The organism is Bacillus sp. 22446 (assembly GCF_052044955.1).
In the GTDB taxonomy this organism is placed as follows: Bacteria; Bacillota; Bacilli; order Bacillales; family Bacillaceae; genus Bacillus; species Bacillus altitudinis.
This window is the reverse complement of record NZ_JBQEOD010000007.1, coordinates 138,044-159,924: the sequence shown is the minus strand read 5'-3', so window position 1 is coordinate 159,924 and position 21,881 is coordinate 138,044. Positions and strand designations below refer to the sequence as shown.

At 42.7% G+C, this 21,881-nt stretch carries 24 protein-coding genes and 5 tRNA genes; 2 read left to right on the top strand and 27 right to left on the bottom strand.

Features of this window, described 5'->3' with window-relative positions:
- The 11 genes from ACTJJD_RS14545 to ACTJJD_RS14495 form a co-directional block, all read right to left on the bottom strand.
- Positions 1-76 (bottom strand) — tRNA-Lys (locus tag ACTJJD_RS14545).
- Between the two features lie 32 nt (positions 77-108).
- Positions 109-183: transfer RNA gene (locus ACTJJD_RS14540), tRNA-Gln, on the bottom strand.
- Between the two features lie 21 nt (positions 184-204).
- Positions 205-276 (bottom strand) — tRNA-Glu (locus ACTJJD_RS14535).
- Between the two features lie 9 nt (positions 277-285).
- A tRNA-Ser gene (locus ACTJJD_RS14530) sits at positions 286-376 on the bottom strand.
- Between the two features lie 4 nt (positions 377-380).
- Positions 381-455 (bottom strand) — tRNA-Asn (locus ACTJJD_RS14525).
- Positions 456-664: 209 nt separating this feature from the next.
- Positions 665-2,512: a sigma-54-dependent Fis family transcriptional regulator gene (locus tag ACTJJD_RS14520; RefSeq protein ID WP_440608578.1), complete on the bottom strand. Its 1,848-nt coding sequence runs from the start codon at positions 2,510-2,512 to the stop codon at positions 665-667.
- A gap of 108 nt (positions 2,513-2,620) precedes the next feature.
- Positions 2,621-4,000, bottom strand: coding sequence for a dihydrolipoyl dehydrogenase (gene lpdA, locus ACTJJD_RS14515; RefSeq protein ID WP_440608577.1), 1,380 nt, complete (start codon positions 3,998-4,000; stop codon positions 2,621-2,623).
- 18 nt (positions 4,001-4,018) lie between these two features.
- Positions 4,019-5,149, bottom strand: a complete 1,131-nt coding sequence (locus ACTJJD_RS14510; protein WP_440608576.1) for a dihydrolipoamide acetyltransferase family protein — start codon at positions 5,147-5,149, stop codon at positions 4,019-4,021.
- A 17-nt stretch (positions 5,150-5,166) separates the two neighbouring features.
- On the bottom strand, positions 5,167-6,204 hold the full coding sequence (locus tag ACTJJD_RS14505; protein ID WP_440608575.1) for an alpha-ketoacid dehydrogenase subunit beta: 1,038 nt from the start codon (positions 6,202-6,204) through the stop codon (positions 5,167-5,169).
- Positions 6,205-6,224: 20 nt separating this feature from the next.
- Positions 6,225-7,202, bottom strand: coding sequence for a thiamine pyrophosphate-dependent dehydrogenase E1 component subunit alpha (locus ACTJJD_RS14500; RefSeq protein ID WP_061418061.1), 978 nt, complete (start codon positions 7,200-7,202; stop codon positions 6,225-6,227).
- Between the two features lie 192 nt (positions 7,203-7,394).
- Positions 7,395-7,868 carry a SprT family protein gene (locus tag ACTJJD_RS14495; protein WP_440608574.1) on the bottom strand — a complete coding sequence of 158 codons (474 nt, stop codon included), beginning with the start codon at positions 7,866-7,868 and terminating at the stop codon, positions 7,395-7,397.
- A gap of 99 nt (positions 7,869-7,967) precedes the next feature.
- Here ACTJJD_RS14495 and cmpA point away from each other — a divergent pair, with 99 nt between their 5' ends.
- Complete coding sequence (gene cmpA / locus ACTJJD_RS14490; protein ID WP_008346893.1) at positions 7,968-8,102, top strand: cortex morphogenetic protein CmpA; 135 nt, start codon at positions 7,968-7,970, stop codon at positions 8,100-8,102.
- Positions 8,103-8,121: 19 nt separating this feature from the next.
- On the opposite strand, the gene ACTJJD_RS14485 is transcribed toward cmpA, so the two are convergent.
- The 14 genes from ACTJJD_RS14485 to acpS form a co-directional block, all read right to left on the bottom strand.
- Positions 8,122-10,281, bottom strand: coding sequence for a Tex family protein (locus ACTJJD_RS14485; RefSeq protein ID WP_041507146.1), 2,160 nt, complete (start codon positions 10,279-10,281; stop codon positions 8,122-8,124).
- Between the two features lie 76 nt (positions 10,282-10,357).
- Positions 10,358-10,957, bottom strand: a complete 600-nt coding sequence (locus tag ACTJJD_RS14480; RefSeq protein ID WP_008346897.1) for a PP2C family serine/threonine-protein phosphatase — start codon at positions 10,955-10,957, stop codon at positions 10,358-10,360.
- Positions 10,957-11,745: an RNA polymerase sigma factor SigB gene (gene sigB, locus ACTJJD_RS14475; protein WP_012009000.1), complete on the bottom strand. Its 789-nt coding sequence runs from the start codon at positions 11,743-11,745 to the stop codon at positions 10,957-10,959. Before sigB ends, ACTJJD_RS14480 begins: the two co-directional genes overlap by 1 nt.
- Positions 11,711-12,199, bottom strand: coding sequence for an anti-sigma B factor RsbW (gene rsbW / locus ACTJJD_RS14470; RefSeq protein ID WP_178929502.1), 489 nt, complete (start codon positions 12,197-12,199; stop codon positions 11,711-11,713). The genes sigB and rsbW overlap by 35 nt, the downstream gene beginning before the upstream one ends.
- The gene (locus ACTJJD_RS14465) at positions 12,196-12,525 is read right to left on the bottom strand and encodes an anti-sigma factor antagonist (protein WP_017358393.1); all 330 of its coding nucleotides are present in this window, start codon (positions 12,523-12,525) and stop codon (positions 12,196-12,198) included. The genes rsbW and ACTJJD_RS14465 overlap by 4 nt, the downstream gene beginning before the upstream one ends.
- Before the next feature lie 59 nt (positions 12,526-12,584).
- Positions 12,585-13,592: a PP2C family protein-serine/threonine phosphatase gene (locus tag ACTJJD_RS14460; RefSeq protein ID WP_017358394.1), complete on the bottom strand. Its 1,008-nt coding sequence runs from the start codon at positions 13,590-13,592 to the stop codon at positions 12,585-12,587.
- Between the two features lie 10 nt (positions 13,593-13,602).
- Entirely contained in the window at positions 13,603-14,004 is a 402-nt protein-coding gene (locus ACTJJD_RS14455; RefSeq protein ID WP_003214085.1) for an anti-sigma regulatory factor, read from the bottom strand.
- Positions 14,005-14,006: 2 nt separating this feature from the next.
- Complete coding sequence (rsbS, locus tag ACTJJD_RS14450) at positions 14,007-14,375, bottom strand: RsbT antagonist protein RsbS (protein ID WP_003214235.1); 369 nt, start codon at positions 14,373-14,375, stop codon at positions 14,007-14,009.
- Positions 14,376-14,379: 4 nt separating this feature from the next.
- Positions 14,380-15,210 carry an RsbT co-antagonist protein RsbRA gene (locus tag ACTJJD_RS14445; RefSeq protein ID WP_058336383.1) on the bottom strand — a complete coding sequence of 277 codons (831 nt, stop codon included), beginning with the start codon at positions 15,208-15,210 and terminating at the stop codon, positions 14,380-14,382.
- 114 nt (positions 15,211-15,324) lie between these two features.
- Entirely contained in the window at positions 15,325-15,675 is a 351-nt protein-coding gene (gene ndoA / locus ACTJJD_RS14440) for a type II toxin-antitoxin system endoribonuclease NdoA (protein WP_003214169.1), read from the bottom strand.
- Positions 15,676-15,679: 4 nt separating this feature from the next.
- Positions 15,680-15,961 carry a hypothetical protein gene (locus tag ACTJJD_RS14435; protein WP_012008995.1) on the bottom strand — a complete coding sequence of 94 codons (282 nt, stop codon included), beginning with the start codon at positions 15,959-15,961 and terminating at the stop codon, positions 15,680-15,682.
- Between the two features lie 293 nt (positions 15,962-16,254).
- Positions 16,255-17,436 (bottom strand): alanine racemase, encoded by a 1,182-nt coding sequence (alr, locus tag ACTJJD_RS14430; RefSeq protein WP_440608573.1) that lies wholly within the window; start codon positions 17,434-17,436, stop codon positions 16,255-16,257.
- A gap of 128 nt (positions 17,437-17,564) precedes the next feature.
- On the bottom strand, positions 17,565-18,581 hold the full coding sequence (locus ACTJJD_RS14425; RefSeq protein WP_007496489.1) for an outer membrane lipoprotein-sorting protein: 1,017 nt from the start codon (positions 18,579-18,581) through the stop codon (positions 17,565-17,567).
- Between the two features lie 160 nt (positions 18,582-18,741).
- Positions 18,742-19,107, bottom strand: a complete 366-nt coding sequence (acpS, locus tag ACTJJD_RS14420; protein ID WP_017366663.1) for a holo-ACP synthase — start codon at positions 19,105-19,107, stop codon at positions 18,742-18,744.
- A 94-nt stretch (positions 19,108-19,201) separates the two neighbouring features.
- Between acpS and ACTJJD_RS14415 the strand changes: the two genes are divergently transcribed.
- Positions 19,202-19,807, top strand: a complete 606-nt coding sequence (locus ACTJJD_RS14415; protein ID WP_007496491.1) for a rhomboid family intramembrane serine protease — start codon at positions 19,202-19,204, stop codon at positions 19,805-19,807.
- Positions 19,808-19,863: 56 nt separating this feature from the next.
- On the opposite strand, the gene ACTJJD_RS14410 is transcribed toward ACTJJD_RS14415, so the two are convergent.
- On the bottom strand, positions 19,864-21,360 hold the full coding sequence (locus ACTJJD_RS14410; protein WP_144668450.1) for a PH domain-containing protein: 1,497 nt from the start codon (positions 21,358-21,360) through the stop codon (positions 19,864-19,866).
- A complete protein-coding gene (locus ACTJJD_RS14405; RefSeq protein ID WP_008346922.1) occupies positions 21,350-21,829 on the bottom strand; it encodes a PH domain-containing protein in 480 nt (159 codons plus the stop codon). The genes ACTJJD_RS14410 and ACTJJD_RS14405 overlap by 11 nt, the downstream gene beginning before the upstream one ends.
- Positions 21,830-21,881 lie beyond the last annotated feature (52 nt).

The window sequence follows — 21,881 nt, the reverse complement described above, 5'->3', positions numbered from 1 at the left end:
TGGTGAGCCATGAAGGACTCGAACCTTCGACCCTCTGATTAAAAGTCAGATGCTCTACCAACTGAGCTAATGGCTCATCTGCTATGCAGAAAAACATATATAAAAAAATGGCTGGGCTAGCTGGATTCGAACCAACGCATGACGGAGTCAAAGTCCGTTGCCTTACCGCTTGGCTATAGCCCAACGAATCAAAATAACAAAACATGACCCGTACGGGATTCGAACCCGTGTTACCGCCGTGAAAGGGCGGTGTCTTAACCGCTTGACCAACGGGCCATATCATAATGGCGGAGAAGGAGGGATTTGAACCCTCGCGCCGCTCGCGCGACCTACACCCTTAGCAGGGGCGCCTCTTCAGCCACTTGAGTACTTCTCCATTATGGCTCCGCAGGTAGGACTCGAACCTACGACCGATCGGTTAACAGCCGATAGCTCTACCACTGAGCTACTGCGGAATAATAAGACATGTTTCATTATATCTATGCCAGAAAAATGTGTCAAGAATTTTTAAACGTTTCATTCCTGCTCCATTTGCGACGGCTTTTATAATTTAACATATACTAATATAACAGTCAAGCCTTTTTCCATGCCATTTGTTTAACTTGGCAGAAAGCCCCCGACCTCCACGTAGACCAAGGGCCTTGATGCAGCCTTCCTCATAAGATTAAGACAAATGAAACTTTCGCATCCACTTATAAAAAGTACTTCTTGGCACTCCTGCTAACCTCGCTGCTTCTGACACATGACCTTTTGTTTTATGCAGTGCGTCTATCACTGTTTGCTTTTGAATGCGTTCCCTGAATGTGAGTTCTTTTGAAGTCTCCGGTTGCTCTGCTGGATGCAGCTTCTGTTTTTTCTGATCAATCGCCTCTAATACTGAAGCATATTGCGATTCACCAATCCATCCGCCTTTCGGAAAGAGGACCCTTAGATGTTCAAACAGGTTAAAAAGCTCTCTTATGTTTCCTGGCCAATGATACGCCTGTAATTTCTGAAAAAATGATTCAGGAAACGCTGCATTCCAGTGATGCTTCTTTTGGTAATAACGATACAAATCATGAATGTCTTCTTTTCTTTCTCTAAGCGGCGGGATATTGATCGGATAGACATGAAGACGGTAATACAAGTCTTCTCGTATTTTTCCTTCTTTCAGCAGTTCGTTCATATTACGGTGAGTCGCTGTAATGATTCGAATATCCAAAGGGATTTCGTGTGTCCCGCCGAGCGGTACGACTGCCCTTTCTTCTATCACCCTAAGAAGCGCTACTTGCATCGCATATGGGATTTCGCCTATTTCATCTAGAAAGAGTGTTCCTTTATGGGCTTGTTCAAATTTACCTTTACCTCCGTGGCGTTTTGCTCCTGTAAAAGCACCTTCAGCATAGCCAAACAGCTCACTTTCTAACAGGCTTTCAGGAATGGCTCCGCAATTAACAGCAATGAACGGCCCTTTATGCCTTTCACTGGCGGAGTGAATGGCTCTAGCGGCGAGTTCCTTCCCTGTCCCTGTTTCTCCCCAAATATACACATGAGCATCTGTTTGTGCCGCTCTCTTCATCTCACTAAGCGTCTGTTGAAATACCTTACTTGTTCCTGATTCCCCGGGAAATTGAGCAAAAGAAACGGTCATGCTGCTTTTCGCTACTTCTTCAAGAGAAAGGGATATGCCTAGCACCTTCCCATCTTGCTCTGATTGAATGATCTGCTTTCCCCGGATAACAAATGGATGATCCTTAAGCCGATCAACATCCATTCCATGCCAGTCTGAAAATCGATCTCTAATCGACCTGCTGGCAGACACAATTTGCTTTTTTTCATTACAGACTACATACGGTTCATCTGCTTCCACCTGCTGGAGACAATGAGTGATTAGTTCCATCTCTCTCCTTTTTTGCTGGACTTGAATTTCTCTCTCTATGGCATATGCAACCGTTGAAGCCATTCCAAGCATAAAAGGGTGCTTGTTATCCGTCATACAGGAGATATCAATCACCCCTATGATCGTACCGTCCGCATCGCGAATTGGAGCAGCTGAACAACTCCAATGATGAGAGGCGATAGAAAAATGCTCCGTTCCGTTGATCGTCACCGCTTCTCCGATGACGAGTGCCGTTCCGATCGCATTTGTCCCTACATCTGTTTCAGTCCAGCGTGAACCCTCCATAAAATTAATTCTTCTGGCTTCCACCATCGTTCTTTCGCTTCCTGTCAGACTTAGCACATAACCATCTGCATCGATGAGTAAGGCCAGCATATCAGAATCTTTTAATTGCTGATTGATTTTATTTAAGTAAGGAAGAGCCGCATTTAGGAATAATGAATATTTCTTTTTTTGGGCACTGAATCGTTCCTTTTCTAACAACGACTGTCCTTTATCTAAATACGGATTCACATTTGCCTGTTTACACCTGTGCCATGATTCTGCCACTCTCTTATTCAGACGAGACTGATCAAGCAAACCTTCACGAACAAAACGTTTCCACGTATTTAAATAACAAGGCGTCGGATTCATTCCATCCTCTCCTCTGGGGGCTTTTTATTCATTATAGATAAACATAAAAGCGCTTTCAATTATCATTGGCTAACCCAAGAAGTCAATTGGATAGAAAAGGAGTCTCTTTCAGCAGTGCACCGCTCTTCCAATGGTTTGCAGAACGGCTTCGTGTATTGCCTCTGAAAGTGTCGGATGTGCCGCAATAAACTGCTCTAATGTATCAGCGGTCAACTCTGCATGCATCATCACCGCCGCTTGTCCAATCATTTCTGTTGCATTCGGTCCAATGATTGAAATGCCTAATATTTCTTGATATTGCGGCTCTACAATGACCTTTACGTGACCGGCTGGTTGATTTAAGATTAATGCTTTTCCATTTGCAGAAAATGCACATGTCCCTATCCGAATCTCCTCATATTGTTTTCTAGCACTCTCTTCATTTAAACCAACACTCGCGATTTCTGGAGAGGTGTAGATGCACCTCGGAATCACTTGTTCATTGACCTTTAGATGTTCACCTGATGCATGGGAAGCCGCAACCGTCCCTTCATGAAAGGCAGTATGAGCAAGCTGGACACCACCTGTCACATCACCGCACGCATAAATATGCGGGAGATTGGTTTGCATATGTTCATTGACGTAGATTCCGTTTCTATCAAATTCAATTCCAATCTGATCAAGATTCAACTCCCCAAGTTGCGGAGTTCTGCCAATCGCCATTAAGCAAAGATCCGACTGGATGTCACAACGTTCTCCTTGATTATTCTCCACCACTACTTTTCTTGAAGTGGAATCAAGCTGTTTGACTGTGGCGGACGTCAAAATGTTTACACCCGTTTCTTCGAGCTGCTCGTGAAGACATTGTGCTGTATCACGATCTTCTTCTGGTAAAATGTGCACTGCCCGTTCAACCATGACAACCTTTGATCCCATTCTGCTAAAGATGCTCGCAAACTCACAGCCAATCACCCCGCCCCCAATGATACAAAGTGAATCTGGGATCGAAGAAAGTGACATGGCCTCCTTGCTGTGAATGATCCATTCGCCATCAAAAGGTGCAAACGGTAAAGCCGCAGGCACAGCCCCTGTTGCAATAATGATTTGTTTGGCTTGAATGATTTCAGACTTCCCTTCACTTTCTATGAATAGCTCATGTGCTGATAGAAATGAAGCCTTCCCATTTACCACGGTAATTTTGTTTTTATTCATCAAGTAACGAACACCATCAGTGAGCTGCTTGACGACAGACTGTTTCCGCTTTTGGACAGCATTCCATTGAATGATAGGCTCATGTTCTGGAAGCTCAATTCCAAAATGTCCAGCCGATTTCACATGCTCATACATATCGGCGCTTTGCAAAAGTGCTTTGGTCGGGATACAGCCGTCATTGAGGCAGGTACCTCCCAGCTGACCTTGATCAATTAACACAACCTCTCTGCCAAAACGGGCGGCTGTTATGGCCGCCACATAACCTGCTGGTCCTCCTCCTATAATGACCAGTGTCATGGTACATTCACCTTCTTTCTATAAAAGAATGGATAATGGTTCTTCTAAGTGTGCTTTGACCGTTGATAAAAATGCAGAGGCAGGCGCCCCGTCCAGCACGCGGTGATCAAACGTAAGACTGAGTGTTAGGATGGTCCCTTTGCACAATTCATCTTCTCGATAAACAGGGGTGTCATACATTGTTCCGACACCAAGGATCCCCGCTTCCGGCGGATTCAAAATTGGTGTGAAATGCTCTACACCATACGCTCCAAGATTGGTGATGGTAAAGGTAGAACCTTTGATTTCGTCATGTAGAAGCTTTCCTTCACGTGCTTTTTTACCATACAATTTAATGCCCTTCGCCAGCTCTATCAGCGTTAACCGCTCCGCATGCTGAATGACCGGTACAGCCAATCCGTTATCTAACGCAGCAGCAATCCCAAGATGAACATTCTCAAAAGTTTCAACAACTCCGTTATGATATTGACTGTTCATCGCAGGATGTTCTAGCAACGATAGGATCGCTGCTTTGGCTACAAAATCGGTGATGGTCAACTTTGTCTCGTAACGTGCGATGGCTGTTTCATTCAGCTGTTGTTGTAGGTTTTTCAGTTTTGTCACGTCCGCTTTCATCGTAATGGTTAATTGTGCACTTGTTTGCAGGCTTTCCATCATTCTTGAGGCAATTGTTTTCCGCATCATGTTAATAGGCTGTTGCACTGTCTCGTTTTGTTTCTTCTCTTTCCGTTCAGGAAGTGCACGAAGCACATCCTCTTTCGTAATTCTTCCACCTGGTCCTGTCCCCACTAGCGTATCAATGTCTAGGTTTGCGCTATTCGCCATTTTACGGGCAACAGGGGAGATTTTTTTTCTCTCTTTCTTTGGTTTTGACTGGATTTCTTTTTCTTTCTTTCTCTCCACCTGTTCATTTCCTTCACCGATATAGCAGATGACCGTGCCAGGCGGTACACCTTCTCCCTCGGGCACTTTTATATCCAATATGGTTCCTTCTGCAGGTGATTCGATCTCCATTTCAATTTTTTCTGAGTTGATACTTGCAATGCTTTCTCCTTTATTTACGGTCTCACCGACCTCTTTATTCCAAACAGATACCGTTCCTTCTTTCATCGACATGCCCAATTTAGGCATCACAACTTCGACAGCCATCTCCCTCTCTCCTTTCTCTAGTTCAAGATCTTGTCATAACTCTTGCCAATCATCTCTAATACGGTGTTCACAACTTTATCAGGTGTTGGCAGATAAATATCTTCAAGAGGTGGTGAAAATGGTACCGGTGTATGAGGAGCCGTCACTTTTTTGATTGGTGCGTCAAGTAAATCAAATCCTTTATCTGCAACAAGAGAAGAAATATCAGCGGCAATTCCGCACCTTGGATTTGCTTCATCGACAATGACAAGTCGATTTGTTTTTTCTACTGAAGTCAGAATGGCCTCTTCATCAAGCGGTGACAAGGTTCTTGGATCAATCACCTCTGCTTCAATTCCTTGGGCAGCTAATTGCTCTGCCGCTTCGAGTGCTGTATGCACTTGTTTGCCTACTGCAAAGATGGTTACATCAGATCCTTCTCTCTTCACATCTGCTTTTCCAAGTGGCAGTGTGTAATACCTTTCCGGCACATCTCCTGTGATATTGTAAAGCGTCTTGTCCTCAAAAAAGATGACAGGGTCCTGATCCTCGATCGCTGCCAGCAGCAGTCCTTTGGCATCATAAGGTGAAGAAGGCACAACTACTTTCAATCCAGGGATGCTTGTAAATAGTGCATACAAACTTTGCGAGTGCTGAGCTGCTGCTCTAAAACCCGCCCCATGTGTCGTTCTAATCGTGATTGGTACCTCTGCTTTTCCGCCAAACATGTATCGAAATTTTGCGCCTTGATTCAGCACTTGGTCGAGACAAGTACCGATAAAATCATTAAACATAAGTTCCGCAATTGGTCTTAACCCTGTTGAAGCAGCTGCCATGGCCGCGCCTACATAGCCAGCTTCACTAATCGGTGTATCAAGGACACGTTCACGGCCAAATTCCTGAACGATTCCTTTCGTTACACCAAGTACACCGCCCCATGCTTCATCATCCTGTAAGTGATCTACATGAGCACCTCCTGCAACATCTTCCCCCATTAAAATGACATCTTCGTCTCTTCTCATTGCCAGTTTAATCGCTTCATTCAAAGCACTAGACATGCTGATTTCTCTTGTCATTTCCCTCTCTCCTTTCAGATTTATTGATACGAAACATACACATCAGTTAGCAATTCAGTATGATCTGGATATTCACTTTCTTCACTAAATCTCACGGCTTCATCTATCGCTTCTGCTACAGACGCTTCAATACTTGATATCTCTTGATCCGTTAGCAGCTGCTGCTTTAATAATTCATTTTTAAAAAGAGTGATCGCATCTTTCTCTTCTTGATGTTCGGTTTTTTCTTGATTGGTTTTGTAGCGCTGAGCGTCTCCTTCAAAATGACCATAATTCCGATATGTCATGCATTCAATCAATGTCGGACCTTCTCCATTTTTTGCTCGTTCTATCGCTTGTTCTGCTGCTTGATAAACGGCTGTCACATCTTTTCCATCCACTTGAATACCCGGAATACCATAACTGGCGGCTCGATCCACAATCGATTTGCAGCTTGAAGCATACGAAAATGGCGTCGCTTCCCCGTAACCATTGTTTTCTGCGATGAAAATGACTGGCAGTTTCCAGATGGCGGCGAGATTGATTCCTTCGTGAAAAGTCCCTTGATTATTAGCACCATCCCCAAAAAAGCAAACGCTTACATTATCTTTCTTTTTATATTTAGCCGTGAGGGCTGCCCCGCACGCAAGTGGAAAGCCGCCTCCAACAATCCCGTTAGCACCGAGCATTCCTTTATCAAAATCTGCAATGTGCATAGATCCACCTTTACCTTTACAAAGACCTGTGGCTTTTCCATAGATTTCTGCCATCATTCCTTTTAGATCACAGCCCTTGGCGATACAATGACCGTGGCCACGGTGTGTACTTGTAATACTGTCTTGTTCATTCAGATGAGCGCAGACTCCTACAGCAACAGCTTCTTCACCAGCATAAAGATGGACAAAACCTGGCAAGATCCCTTTTGTAAAAAGCGTGTGTACTTGATCTTCAAATTGGCGAATTTCTTGCATTTTTTGATACATCCAAACGGCTTTTTCTTTTGTAAGTGCCATTTCCATGATAAAACCTCCTATCTTTTTTGCTTGCACTTCTATACAAGCAAAAAGCGTGCCAACATCATGGCGCTTGAAAGCTTAGGATTTGAGCGATTCACATCGATGAAAAAAGAGACAAAATGAGACTCGCGTCTCTATTTGTCTCAATATGTCTACTTCATCTCACAAAAAAAGCACCCCATAAAGGAATGCATATCACTCTGAACCGATTGTACGCTGCCATTTTAATTTTCCTTTGCAGACGCCGCACACATAACGAGAGGTATCAATTTGCCTTTTCCTGATAAAATACTGACCGCATCCTGTGCAAACATATTCTTGTCGCTTCTGTCCACGTCGTTTATTTTGTACGGTCTTTAGAGCTGTACAAAAACGCGGGGCTCCTACTTGTTTTAATAACTCTTTAAAGGATCGGTCACGATGCTGATAGCCTTTTCCCTCAAGATGCAGATGATAATGACACAGCTCATGCTTGATGATCCCGATTAATTCTTCTCGTCCATGTTCTTCTAGGTATCGGCGGTTCAATTCGATATTGTGTGTTCCAAGTAAATATCGCCCGCCTGTCGTTTTTAAACGGGGATTGAAAACAGCCTGATGGCGAAACGCCTTACCAAAGAACTGCTCTGAAATGTCTTCTGTTAACTGCTGTAACTCTCTCTCGTTCAATCAAGATCGTTCCTTTCTATAAAAACCTCGAACGGGACAATTTCCCCTTTGCATACATTGAAGGTACACCCACTGTTTTGATCAAAGGAGGAATGGGCGATGCCCAACTGGCTGAAAAATCAGATGCAGAAAGCATTTTATGAGAAAAATCATTATCAAATCAAATTGCTTAATCAATGCTGGTACTTCTATAGAAAAAAACATTCAGTCACATCAAGGCACACCCCATCCTAAGGTGCGCCTCGTTTTTTGTTTACTCTGGTTTTAGCATCGAAAGAGCCACTCGGCCTTTTGCCTGGTCAACGGAGTCTACCCATACGGTCACAATGTCACCAACTGACACGACGTCAAGTGGGTGCTTCACAAAGCGGTTGCTCAGCTTCGAAATGTGGACAAGTCCATCCTGCTTGACACCAATATCAACAAATGCGCCAAAGTCTACGACGTTTCTCACCGTTCCCTGTAGCTCCATCCCTTGCTTCAAGTCCTCCAATTTCAACACATCTGTTTTCAAAAGAGGTTTTGGTACTTCATCGCGCGGATCACGCTCAGGTCTTGTGAGCTGATCAATGATATCCTGGAGTGTAATTGGACCAATGTCAAGCTGCTGTGCGGCTTCGTCTAGCTTGACCTCTGCGATTTTCTCTTTTAACTGCTCTGTACCAAGATCGTCTGGCGTCATCTTAATCATGCGTAAAAACTGTTTTGTTTCTTTATAGCTTTCAGGGTGAATACCTGTGCGGTCAAGTGGATCTTGTCCATCTGTGATGCGCAGGAAGCCGATACACTGCTCATAAGTCTTTGCACCAAGCCTTGGGATATCCTTCAGCTCTTTTCTGCTTGTGAATCTGCCAATCTCTTCGCGGCGCTTGACGATGTTCCCTGCGACGGCTTTTGAAAGACCTGACACATATTGCAGCAGTGCCTGTGAAGCTGTATTAACGTTCACACCGACTTGGTTGACGACCGTCTCCACCACGAAGGTTAACGAGCTGTTTAATTGCTTTTGACTCACATCGTGCTGGTATTGTCCCACACCGACAGATTTTGGATCTATTTTGACAAGCTCTGCTAATGGGTCCTGCAACCTTCTGGCGATGGAAATGGCACTTCTTTCTTCCACTTGCAAGTCTGGAAACTCTTCTCTTGCCAGCGCAGATGCAGAGTATACACTTGCCCCTGCTTCATTCACGATCAAATATGAAACTGGCTGGTCCAGCTCTTGGATCAAGTCTGCGATGAATTGTTCGGTCTCTCTTGAGGCTGTTCCGTTTCCGATCGCAATGACTTCAATGTTGGATGATTGAATGATTTCTTTCACTTTTTGTTTGGCTTCCGCTTTTTTCTGCACAGGCGGGTGCGGATAAATGACGCCAATATGATGGACTTTTCCTGTATCATCCACGACGGCTAATTTACAGCCTGTACGAAACGCAGGGTCCACCCCAAGTACACGTTTCCCTTTCATCGGCGGTTGAAGAAGGAGCTTTCTTAAGTTTTCAGCGAAAATATGAATGGCTTGTTCCTCAGCTTTTTCTGTCAGCTCTTTTCGTATTTCCCGTTCAATTGATGGCTGAATCAGGCGTTTATATGCATCATCAATGGCCGCTTCAATATAAGGCCTCGCCGTCGTTTGCTTGCCTTTTAAGACTTGTTTATCGAGGTAGAAACGAATATTTTCAGCAGGTGGTTCGATGGCTGCTTTCAAAATCCCTTCTTTCTCGCCTCGATTGACCGCGAGTACACGATGAGGCACAATTTTTTTAATCGGCTCTTGATAGTCGTAATACATTTCATAGACGTTTTTCTCATCGTTTTCAACGTCTTTTCCTGATGTGACAAGACTTCCCTTTTGGTACGTCTCACTGCGAATCCATTTCCGCATATCAGGATCATCCGCAAGCTGTTCAGCAATAATGTGCTGGGCGCCCTCCAGTGCTTCTTCTGCTGTTGTGACTTCTTTTTCTTCATTGATAAAAGCCGATGCTTTCTTTTCGATCTCATCGTTTGGCAGCTTCAGTAAATACTCCGCCAACGGCTCAAGTCCTTTTGCTTTGGCTACATTTGCCTTTGTTTTACGCTTTTGTTTAAATGGTCGATATAAATCTTCGACCTCTTGCAGCTTATGCGCCTGTTCGATCTTCTGTTTTAATTCATCTGTTAATTTGTCTTGTTCAGCGATTAAGCGAATCACTTCTTCTTTTCGATTCGTCACATTTTGGATATATGTATAGCGTTCAGAAATGGTTTGAATTTGCACCTCGTCTAGCGAGCCTGTCTGTTCTTTCCGGTAACGTGCAATAAACGGGACGGTGTTGCCATCCTCTAATAGCTGGATCACACTTCCAATTTGTTTTGTTGAAAGCTTTAATTCTGTCGCAATTTGTTTCAATAAAAAGTCAGATGTCTTCATACTTTGCATCCTCTCACTGTGTCTTCTCTTTTAGTGTATCAAAAAAACCGGCAAAACAGAAAAAAGGTCAGCTATTTCATGTAAGCTGACCAAGTACATAGGTGAGATCGTCTTTCTTGTCTTGTGTGTATGTTTCAAGTTGTTTGGCGATATCTGCAACTGAATGGCTATGCTTTAAACACATTCGCATGTTTGGCACATTCAGTCCGTCTGAATACATAATGAATGTCGATCCTTTTTCGTAGGAATAGGTGTATGTTTTGTATTTTCTAGGTTTACCTGAAAGATATCCTGATGTCGGAAGTGGATAAATATAGTCGCCAGAAGGTGCATTCAAGATAAAACGAATGTTACCAACCGAACAATAGGTAAACTGCTGCTGGGAAAAATTCACCTTTAATATGGCCACAGTGGCCCCGCGTTTATTTTTCATGGCCTGATTGCATCTATCAATGAGGGTTGTTACATCCTCATGTCCATATTCTTCGACAATTTCGCTGACTAAAGAAGATGATTCATTGGCGAACTGGCCGCTGCCTAATCCGTCTGCGACAGCACAAATTAGTTCTTCATCATCTGCTTTAATAAAAAAACTGTCCCCGCAGCATGATTTTCCTTCTTTGTTCGATTGATAGATAATGGCGTTTACATGCTCATGCTGTTCGATCTGCTTCATTACCCTAGCTCCATAGACGCATCTTCTGACAGTGCATCTCGTAGCTTTTTAACAGCCTTCCGCTGCAGCCTTGATACATGCATTTGAGATATGCCGAGTAAATCGCCTGTTTCTTTCTGGCTTTTATTTTGCAAATACGTGAGATTGATAATTTCTTTTTCTCTATCTGTCAGAACGTGAAGCACACTTTCAAGCATCATTTTTTGGTTTACACGTTCGTACCCTTCTTCTTGTGAGCCGACGACGTCTAAAATCGTCACAGTGCTTCCTTCAGAATCTGCCTCTACGCCTTGGTCAACAGACAGCGCTTGATAGCTTTTGCCCATCTCCATTGTTTCAAGAACTTCTTCTTCTGTTACATCTAGATATTCTGCAATCTCTTGTACTTTAGGTGACTTTTGTGTTTCCGTTGTCAGGTGATCAACTGCCATCTTGATTCTTGGTCCAAGCTCTTTAATTCGTCTTGGTACATGGACACTCCATGTTTTATCACGTAAAAAGCGTTTGATTTCCCCGATAATGGTTGGAATGGCAAATGCCTCAAATGACTTACCGACAAGTGGATCATAACGCTTAATTGCGCCGAGTAGACCAATCATTCCAACTTGTCTTAAATCCTCATGAAAGCTTTTTCCTTTGGAGTATTTCTTCGCGAGCATATCCACAAGATTTGTATAACACTCAACTAGTGTCAGCTGCGCCTGCTCGTCTTGGTTGGATTGATAGCTTTGAATGAGGCGATCCACTTCATCTTTAGTTAGTTTCATAGTTTTGGATGGTTGTGTCATGGTCAACTCGCTCCCTGTTTAAAAACTTTGTCATCGCCACGGTAACTCCGGAGTTTGCTTGCACCTCGACTTCATCCATCAATGTTTGCATTAAGTATAAACCAAGACCTCCTTCTGCCAATTGATCCACCGTATGAGCAGATGTGTACGGCCCTAGGTCTTCCTGCTTTTGCTTAAAGTCAAAGCTACCGCCTTTATCAGCGACAATGATTTCTAGACGATCTTCATAGACAAGAAAGCGAACTGCTACCTCTCCATCTTCGCCATCTGCACCTTTATAGGCATGCTGAACTGCATTTGTACATGCCTCACTGACGGCAATTTTCAAGTCCTCAATCTCTTCGTAGGCATAGCCCATCCGGCTTGCAACGCCTGAAAGAGTCAGACGAATGATGCCTACGTATTCTGGTTTCGCCGGTATTTTCATCTCGATTAGATCTACTGTTTCGTTCATTGTACCCCACCCTCTGACTTTGCAGAAATGTCAATGATGTCCTTTAGTCCAGTGATTTCAAACAACCTTACAAGCCGCTCTGATAAGTTCTCAAGCTTTAGTGTTCCACCTGCTTTTTGAGCTGCTTTAAACAACCCAACAAATACACCTAATCCTGTACTATCCATATACGTAACATCCTTCAAACAGATCTCTAGATGCTCTCCCGCCTCGGCTTTAGGCATGAGTGTTTCTCTTAGCTGAGGAGCAGAGTACACATCGATTTCTCCACTAACACTAATTTTTGTTTTTTGATCTATTTGATGCTCTTTTACAGACATATTCATTATGCATTCACCTCGAAATTCTTGTTTCCTTGAATTTTATATACCCGTCTATGCACTTTCTAAACCTTCCTTTTGAGGACAAGTAACGTAAAATCATCATGCAGCTGAAATTCTTGCAGCTTGAGTAAGCTGTCATAGATGGAATCCACCATTTCCTGAGCTGAATAGGATAGGTTCTCAGATATCAGGGCTTTGATATCCTCACGCTCTAGGAAGCCATCCTCCGATTTGGATTCTGTGACACCATCAGAGAATAAGATCACCATATCCCCTACGTCCAAATGCTTCTCATACTGCTTATAATCAAAATCTGGTGCAATTCCAAGGACCAGACCTTTTGCATCTAAATCGTAAAATTGATTCTCTTTTTTGCAATAGAAAAAGCCCGGCTCATGTCCAGCCGATGCGTACTTAAATTCATGTGTTTCTTTATTATAGCTGCCATAAAACATGGTGATAAACATGCTTGGGTCTACGTTTTGCTCGACCACACGATTAAGGGTTTTGAGCACTTTCGTTGGGCCGCTGCCTGACTCTGGCAAGGAATCCATCGCATACTTAATCATCGACATACAGAGCGCAGCTGGAATGCCTTTCCCAATGACGTCTGCAATCGCGATATTGATTGTATCGTGATCTGTTACGAAATGGTAATAATCCCCACTCATCTGTTTTGCCGGCACACTGATGGCTCCGATATCAAATGTATCTCCTTCTGGAATTTTCGTTTCCAGAAGGGTTTGCTGAACATTTGCAGCAATTTCAATTTCCGACTTAATTTCTTGCTGGATGCCTCTTAGTGTTAAATGCTCCTGGTAGGCAAGTCCGTATCCAATCATGACTTCAATTAAGAAGTCTAGTGAATGAAAGACATCTTCCGGCAAATCAGGGTAAAGCTCCTGAATCACTTTTCGGTGAACACTCACTATTTCTTCAGGAGGTATTTGATGCTCAATGGTTTTACGGCTAAATTTTTGAGCTTGATAAAGCGATGTTTCAGTTAAATCACTGATATAACGACTGAGCAGCTGATGGTACCGCTGCTCCATTACCTCCTTAAAATCCATGGTTTCCCTCCTAGCGAAGCCACTTGACAGCTTGTATCTCAGTTCCTTGTTCTGGTGCGGAATCTAATTTAAATTCATCCATCAGTCTTCTGACGCCCGGCAAGCCTGCTCCGAGTCCGCCTGATGTAGAAAATCCGTCTTCCATTACTTTACGTATATCCATGATGCCAGGCCCCTCATCGGCTGCGATGACTTTGAGTCCACGCTTTCCGCGCTCCATCACTTCTTCTATACAAATCTGACCTTTACCAGCGTATAAATAGATGTTACGAGCTAATTCTGAAATGGCCGTCGTAATTCTTGCTTGGTCAACTGTTCCAAAACCAAGTTCTTTTGCAACATTGCGCCCCAATTGTCTTGCTGCGACTATGTCCCATTCCGTCAATATTTTTACACAGGATTGGTCTTTCATATCTATTCCCCCAATTCCCGCTTCAGTGTCTCAAGCCCTTGTTCAAGATCTAGTGCTGTCTGAATTTCTTCCAGTGAAATGCCAAGTTCAATAAGCGTCACAGCGACTGCCGGCTGTATTCCTGTTAATACAACTTTTGCCCCCATGAGCTTGGACATGGTGATCACATCGCCTAATACCTTTGCGATAAATGAATCAATCATATCGACGGATGTTAAGTCAATGACCACACCGTTTGCTCCTGTTTCATGAATTTTATTCAGTAAGTCTTCTTGAAAGTGAAGAGCTGTTTGATCATCAAGCTCCCACTGTATTGAAATCAGAAGACAATTATATAATTTTAAGATTGGAATCTTCGGGTGATTTCTCAATTGGTTATCCCTCCAATGAAACAATTTTTCGATTTGTCATTTCCAAAGCAGTTTGAATTCCTTTTTGAAGGGTATTCTTTGTTGTAACCTGAGATAAATCAATTCCAAGGTTAACGATCGTTTGGGCTATTTCTGGGCGAATACCGACAAGTAAACACTTCGCTCCTACTAATCTCACAGCCTCTGACGCTTGAATAATATGGTGTGCCACCATTGTGTCTACGACAGGTACACCCGTGATATCAATCAGGACGACCTGTGAGCGATGTTTGACGACACCATTAAGCAGGTTCTCCATAATTTTTTTCGCACGATCTGTATCAATTGTGCCAACAAGTGGCATGACGGTGATGTGCTCAAACACAGGGATTAGCGGGGCAGAAAGTTCCTGCAGCGCAATTTTTTGAAGGCTGACGGTTTTTTCCCATGAGATGGAATACTGGTTTAAGATCTCATTATGGATGGGTGTGATGAATCGATCGATTTGCCAGATGAGGTCATGACTTTCTTGTGTTGTATCTTTGTCATCGTTCATTTTTTCATATAAATGTGTACGGATTTCCGTTAGACCGTTTGCCAGTAACTTAAGTGATATACCCATTTGAACGATTTTCAAAGCAAAATTTTGCACTTTTTCTTCAAAATCTTCATTATCCCCCTCTGAAAGAGATGTAATGATGAGTTGAACATATTCCGAACAGATGGTTTCATACATTTTGTCGTTCAGCATCATGTCCGTTTCTTTTTCTCCGAGTCGTTTTAAAATGTCCGTCCACTCTGTTTCTAATTCCTTTTGGTGCTTTCTTGCAAAAGCTAACACGATATGATTCGACATGTTTTACCCCCTACTTACATTTAAAGCTCTTCTTTAGTCTTTCTTCATTATAACGTTAAAAAAAATTGAACACAAAAAAAGTTGCTCCCAATAGAGCAACCAAGTATCACCATATTAAAAATCAATAAGAGCCAAACTAACTTGTAAGGCTTCATCAACCTTCTCCATCATCTCATCATCAAGATGTGTGATTTTATCTGTCAATCTTTGTTTATCGATCGTACGAATCTGTTCCAAAAGAATGACAGAATCTCGTTCAAAGCCGTAGCGCTTTGCATTAATTTCGACGTGAGTCGGTAATTTCGCTTTTTGTATTTGGGCTGTTATGGCTGCAACGATAGCAGTCGGGCTGAAGCGATTTCCAATGTCATTTTGAATCACCAATACTGGGCGAACCCCGCCCTGCTCGGAGCCAACAACAGGAGATAAATCAGCAAAGTAAACATCACCGCGTTTAACAATCAAATGTTTAACCCCCGCTGACTAATCGCTCAACTGTATTCTCAGCCTCAAATTCTGCGTATTGTGCCTCTGAAGAGATATTCAGATTAATTTTCGCCATCTCCATGTAGCCGCGTCTCATCGATTCACGATTTTGTCGAATATTACGTTCACGAATATACGTTTTTGTCGCTCGGTAGATCAATTCATTTCTTGTTACCTTATCCTGCTCTGCTACTCGTTCGATCTCAGACATCAAAGTCTCCGGCAGTCGAATCTTCATTTCGTTTGTTGCGCTGGATTCAGACAAAAAACATACACCTCCACAAAACTTACGGATACCGTATCGATCCATTCCAAGACTAATCATACCATTATTCAATGCACAAGCAAAGCTGTTTTTTCATGATTTCTTATTAGAACATGAAGCGGCTCGCCACCCGTAAATCAAGATGATAATGGAGTTCCTCTTTCCCATTATACGCTTTTTTCCGAAAATCATACGGTATTTCCAAAATCTCTAAAAATGGGAGGATGTTTATGATGCCTTTGTAGAATAAAAGAGAACGATGTCAGTTTGAACATCGTTCCCGTGGATGCTGTTTATAAAAAGCTTGGCCCGCCTTGAAGCAGCGGATTACGTACATGAACCCTTTTGCCGTCCTCTATATAGACTCTTGGGACGCGGTAGCCAACAGAACATGTGACTTCGTAGTTAATGGTTTCAAGCCGCTTGGCTATTTCATCGACAGATATCTTGTCTTCGCCTTGTGCCCCGATGAGCACGACTGGCTCCCCTGCCGGAATGTCCTTTTTCAAATCAACCATGAATTGATCCATACACACCCTTCCAGCAATCTTTCGGCGTTTTCCGCCAACGAGCACTTCTGTTCCAGCAAGCTTCCTGATCCAGCCGTCTGCATACCCGATTGGAATCGTACCAATCCATGTATCTTGATTCGCTGTATAAGTTGCACCATAGCTCACGCTCTCACCCTTTTGAATGGGCTTTACATGTGCAAGTTTTGTATGAAGAGATAATGCTTCTTCCAGTTGAAACGGCAATTCATCTTTGATTTCTTCCGACGGTGACAGCCCGTACATACTGATGCCAAAACGAACCATATTAAATAAAGTGTCTTTAAACCTTAGACCGGCTGCACTGTTGGCACAATGAATGAGCAGTTTGTCCGTATGAAGCGGTTGAAGCAATGTTTTGAACGTATCAACCTGCATACCGAAGTAGTTTTCATCTTTTTCATCCGCTGTGGCAAAGTGAGTAAATACTCCTTCCAGCTGTAAAAAAGAATGATCGTGGACAAGCTCTTTTACTTCGCTCACCTGCTCGATTGTTTTCACGCCTAACCGATTCATGCCGCTGTCGATTTTCAAGTGGAAACGAATGGGTTGTCCCATCTGCCCTTTCATCACTTTGACGACTTCTCTTAGCCAATCGATCGAGTAAGCAGTCATGATAACGTTGTATCTAACGGCGACTTTGACATACTCTGACGGTACTGCGCCGAGCACAAGAATAGGTGCTTTTACACCTTTATTTCTTAAAGAAATGGCTTCATCTAAAAAAGCGACGGCTAACAGGTCTGCTCCTGCTTCGAGGGCAGCTCTTGCCACTTCTATATCTCCATGTCCATATGCATTGGCTTTCACAACGGCCATTAGTTGGACATTTTGACCGATATGATCTTTCATATGTGAAACATTATGCTTAATTGCTGTTAAATCAATTTCTGCCCATGTGTCTCTATAAAAGGCATTTGTGTCCATTCATCACACTTCCCTATTGAATGATTCAATACTTCATTATGATACTAAAAATCCAGAATAATGTGAAACAACTCAAAGAAAATCAGCCCCTGCACAGGGCTGATTTATTGTTATGTTAAGAATCTCGCCTATTTCGCTGACTGTCCTTCTACACTTTTGGCGACCATTAAGAGTTCTTCTTTCGATAAATCACTTGAAGAAATCAAGTAGTCAACTCCATCAGATGTCCAAGAAAGAGATTTGTCTGTCAGAACACCCACTGTCATGCCAAGGTCGACTGGCTCGCCATTCATTGTCACAGGCGTAGACGCTTCTGCTACCCGCGCTTTTTCCTGAATAAGCGTGAAGGATTTCTTTCCGCCATACGTCATCACATACCGCTTTCCAGCATCTGTTGTCATTTCTTTCTCTTCCATTTTCTTCACGCCCTCTGGCATATCCACAGGTGTTTTCACCGCAAAGCTGTCAGATGGATCTGCACTTGTGGCAACATCCATTTGAGAAAGTGTCATATTTTTCTTCTCATCAAAGGCGTCTTTGTCAAAGGATTTGTTGAATTCAAAGTGAGAGAATTCTACTTTCACCATTGGCTTTTTATCGCTATCCAGTACTTTCACACTGGCAGGCGCCATTGTTTTTTTATGAAAGGTAATCTCTTGGGTCGGCAGCATTTGGTTGTGCTGATAGTTGGTTTTTGTTTCAAAAACGTACTTCGACTCTTTTGCTTTGAACTGAGCTGCACTGTCATTTTTAATGTCTTTCACAAGTGATTCAAATAAATACACCTGACTGCTGTTGTTCGGCCAATCGCTATGGAAGCGGAAGCTTTTGTTTAATGAAGGTGTCAGCACAAATACACCATTGCCATTTCTTAAAATGACTTGACTCTGATCCTTCTTCGGATTTTCTAAGTAGACACGGTAAAGCTCCGGCTTCTTGTACCAAATTTCCACATGGTATTCCTGCGGATCATTTCCTGTCTCAATGGTCATTTTTGCTTTGGCTTTGTATGATGTCATTTCCTCTGCCTTTTTGTTTAAATCTCCAACGATATCCTGTTGAGATTTTTGACCGCATGCGGAGAGAATCAGTACAAAAAGGATCCCCGTTACAAGCAAAACAAAGCTTTTTCTCACCCTTTTCAACCCCTTCGTTAATTGTGTTAAAAGGAAGAAACCGCTTGTTTGACTTTAACAGTACGCCTCAAGAGTTAACTGCGTACCGCGAACCATCAAAGCCTGTTAGCAACTCGCCCTTCCTTATCGCACTACCCAATATATGAAGGGGGGACAAACAATATGCAGACTAGCTTGACAACCTTTCAATTAAAACTTGTGCTGCAGCATATTCTTTTGTGTGTGTAATGGATACATGAACGTAGTCTTCTTTTGTTTTCTCACTTTTGATGAGAGGTTTTCCGTTCGCATCTTTTTGTATCTCGATGTCGTGAAAGCTGACATACTGACCAATTCCCGTACCGTATGCTTTTGCGAATGCTTCCTTCGCCGCAAAACGGCCTGCTAGAAACTCCAGCTGTCTCTTTTCACTTAGTGTGCGAAAGACTTCCTGTTCACGTAAAGTCAAAATTCTTTCTGGTAAACGGGGCTGCCTGCTAAGCACTCGTGACAGCCGGCCGATCTCTACAATATCCATACCGATTCCTTTAATCATGAGGTACCTCCTATGATACTCGTACTAATTTGGTTGTTCGCTTCATAAACGTGTTACTATAAACTTACCATTATCTAGTCAAAAGGGGTTTGTTATGTTTATTCGAACGGAGAGCTTTCAACAATTTATTAGATCGTATCCAATCGTAACAGCGATCCTTGCTTTGCAAATCGGCCTATGGCTTTTATTTGCAATCCCTATTCCAATGATCCAGCTTGGGCAGGACCATCTCGTTGGTTTTAATTATGGTGTTGCAGCAGGAGAATGGTGGCGGCTTTTAACGCCTATTTTTCTTCACGGAAGTCTGACACATATTCTGTTCAATTCCATGTCGCTCTTCCTATTCGCTCCAGCACTTGAGTATTTGCTTGGAAAGGTTCGATTTCTTGTGATTTATCTGGGTGCTGGATTCATTGGCAATCTCGGAACCTATTGGGTGGAGCCTTTAGAGTACGTACATGTCGGGGCTTCTGGTGCGATATTTGGTTTATTTGGCGTCTATCTTTATCTTGTCCTATTTAAACCACATATGATGGACCGTGGTAATTCTCAGGTCATCTTAACGATTCTCGGCGTTTCTGTCATTATGACGTTCGTCAACTCGAACATCAACATCATGGCCCACTTATTTGGATTGATAGGCGGCATGATCCTAGCACCGATCACCCTATTCTTCCATTCAAAAAAACGACGCTATTAAGCTCATAAAAAATGTCGATCACTCTGTTTAACGGGAGCTGATCGACATTTTTTGGTTTAAGTTGATTGATTCGTTTCATAGGAATACCAATCGCATACACGTGCAGCGTCTTCCTCTTCAAGGTGATGCACACCAAAGGAATCAAGCAAGGCAGAGGACTTCACAAAGGTGTGAATACTTGCCACCCTCCCTTTCTTTTGAAAATAAGATTGGGTCATCGTATAGTTTTGCATTCGTTTTCTTAAAACAATTCCGGTGGTCTTGCCGATACCTCTTGTCGTTAATTGAATCAGTTGATCTTTGATCACATATCCTGATTGTTTATAGGCTAAATACCCAAAAAACAAGGCAAATGGTAATGGAATCAGCGCCAAATATCCCCATGGTGGAAAACGTACAGAAAGGATTATACCTACAAGTAATGGAACAAATCCGTAAGATATCAGATAACGTTTCAGTGAACGCTTCGGCACTTTTTTCAATTCACTTTCTGGTGCCAGCTGATATTGATCTGTAAATTGCGTTAACAATTCATTGATTTTTTTCTTCCGTATGAGTGGAAATAAGACAGAAGAAGTCTCTTTTTCTGTAATGGAACCTCCTGCGCTGACAAGCATGACCGTCGCAAAACCAAATGGTTCACGCAGAATATTTTCTTTGATTTTCACTGCTTGAATTCTCGCAAGCGGAATGGTCATTTGATGCCTTTCGATGAGTCCTCTTGTGATGATGATGTCTTTCCCTTTTCGTTTTGCGTTAAAATTCGCATATTGAAGGGCTGTTACCCCAACACTAAGAATCCACGCAATCAATACGGCAATAAATATGAGAATCGCATAAATCTCAACACTCGCATGACTTAAAAAAGAAAACCGTTTGAAGAATCCGTCCAAAGGCAGAATTTCATCTATTTGTGTGTAAATGGCGAGACACCCAGAAATAATGACGCCGATTCCGCTTGAAGTGGTCGCAGCCAAAAGCAGCTCTGGTATACCCATTCGGTAGGAAACACTGATTTCTTTTTCTACAGGCTGTTGCGCTGTCAGAGGATCAGGGAGATCTAAATTTTCATCATTCATTTCTTCTTGTTGCAAGCTTTTCTTCCGGTTGAAAATCGATTGCTTTAATTGCTCAGCTTCTGCTTTTGTAATGGCCGTCAGGCTCACTTCAGGTCCATCCGTCCCGCCTGCCGTTTCGATTTGCACCCGAACCAAACCGAAAATCCGCTGGAAGATGCCTTCACTTGTATTCACCGTTTGAATTCGTTCTAATGAGATATACTTTTTCTTTTTGGTGATGACACCTGATTCTACTCGAAATTCATCGTCTTCCATTCGGTAGGTGAATCGTCTCCATGCTAAAACGGTTGAAACAGCTTTCCATAAAAGAAGCACACCAAGAATGATAAACGCATAAAAACGAATACTTGAATTCGAGTTCACAAAAATAAGCACGAAAAAAGGGATAATGAAGTTTTTGATCATGGATACGGCATCTGATATAAAATCAATGAACATCGAGATTGGATGTACACGTTTTGGTTCAGACATCATCTTCCGTCACCCTTGCTAATCGAGATATGTAATCGCGAAGCTCATCTGCCTCTTCTAATTCCAGTGCCGGAATATCATGCACTGTCGCAGCAGTAGAAATTTGAACAGATGCCAACCGGTAGCGCCTTAAAAGCGGCCCTTGGGATGTATCCACATGCTGAACACGTACCATTGGCACAATGACACGTGTGACACGTATCAGTCCGTGCTGTATTTCAATTTCGTTCTCAAATACTTCGTAGCGCCAGATGTGATGACGGATTTTCGGTATGAGCCAGATTCCGAAGATGACCTGTAAAATCCACAAACCGATGAGGATGGCTCCAATCCAATATGGCCATTGAAAATAATAACTAGCTACAAATACCCCAATGATGATGAATAAGAAAATCAATGAGATAATTCCATTTTGAAGACGCCATACTTTTAATCCATTTAAGCTGATTTGACGTTGCGGCTGTTTTCTCACATTCTTCCCCCATTCTCTTACTTTTCTATCAATATATTACGAAAGAAAGCCT

Excerpts from the sequence above, each read along its gene's own strand:
- ACTJJD_RS14520 (WP_440608578.1), bottom strand. The coding sequence starts at position 2,512 with ATGAATCCGACGCCTTGTTATTTAAATACGTGGAAACGTTTTGTTCGT.
- lpdA (WP_440608577.1), bottom strand. The coding sequence starts at position 4,000 with ATGACACTGGTCATTATAGGAGGAGGACCAGCAGGTTATGTGGCGGCC.
- ACTJJD_RS14510 (WP_440608576.1), bottom strand. The coding sequence starts at position 5,149 with ATGGCTGTCGAAGTTGTGATGCCTAAATTGGGCATGTCGATGAAAGAA.
- ACTJJD_RS14505 (WP_440608575.1), bottom strand. The coding sequence starts at position 6,204 with ATGACAAGAGAAATCAGCATGTCTAGTGCTTTGAATGAAGCGATTAAA.
- ACTJJD_RS14500 (WP_061418061.1), bottom strand. The coding sequence starts at position 7,202 with ATGGAAATGGCACTTACAAAAGAAAAAGCCGTTTGGATGTATCAAAAA.
- cmpA (WP_008346893.1), top strand. The coding sequence starts at position 7,968 with ATGCCCAACTGGCTGAAAAATCAGATGCAGAAAGCATTTTATGAGAAA.
- ACTJJD_RS14485 (WP_041507146.1), bottom strand. The coding sequence starts at position 10,281 with ATGAAGACATCTGACTTTTTATTGAAACAAATTGCGACAGAATTAAAG.
- ACTJJD_RS14480 (WP_008346897.1), bottom strand. The coding sequence starts at position 10,957 with ATGAAGCAGATCGAACAGCATGAGCATGTAAACGCCATTATCTATCAA.
- sigB (WP_012009000.1), bottom strand. The coding sequence starts at position 11,745 with ATGACACAACCATCCAAAACTATGAAACTAACTAAAGATGAAGTGGAT.
- rsbW (WP_178929502.1), bottom strand. The coding sequence starts at position 12,199 with ATGAACGAAACAGTAGATCTAATCGAGATGAAAATACCGGCGAAACCA.
- ACTJJD_RS14465 (WP_017358393.1), bottom strand. The coding sequence starts at position 12,525 with ATGAATATGTCTGTAAAAGAGCATCAAATAGATCAAAAAACAAAAATT.
- ACTJJD_RS14460 (WP_017358394.1), bottom strand. The coding sequence starts at position 13,592 with ATGGATTTTAAGGAGGTAATGGAGCAGCGGTACCATCAGCTGCTCAGT.
- ACTJJD_RS14455 (WP_003214085.1), bottom strand. The coding sequence starts at position 14,004 with ATGAAAGACCAATCCTGTGTAAAAATATTGACGGAATGGGACATAGTC.
- ACTJJD_RS14445 (WP_058336383.1), bottom strand. The coding sequence starts at position 15,210 with ATGTCGAATCATATCGTGTTAGCTTTTGCAAGAAAGCACCAAAAGGAA.
- alr (WP_440608573.1), bottom strand. The coding sequence starts at position 17,436 with ATGGACACAAATGCCTTTTATAGAGACACATGGGCAGAAATTGATTTA.
- acpS (WP_017366663.1), bottom strand. The coding sequence starts at position 19,107 with ATGATTAAAGGAATCGGTATGGATATTGTAGAGATCGGCCGGCTGTCA.
- ACTJJD_RS14415 (WP_007496491.1), top strand. The coding sequence starts at position 19,202 with ATGTTTATTCGAACGGAGAGCTTTCAACAATTTATTAGATCGTATCCA.
- ACTJJD_RS14410 (WP_144668450.1), bottom strand. The coding sequence starts at position 21,360 with ATGATGTCTGAACCAAAACGTGTACATCCAATCTCGATGTTCATTGAT.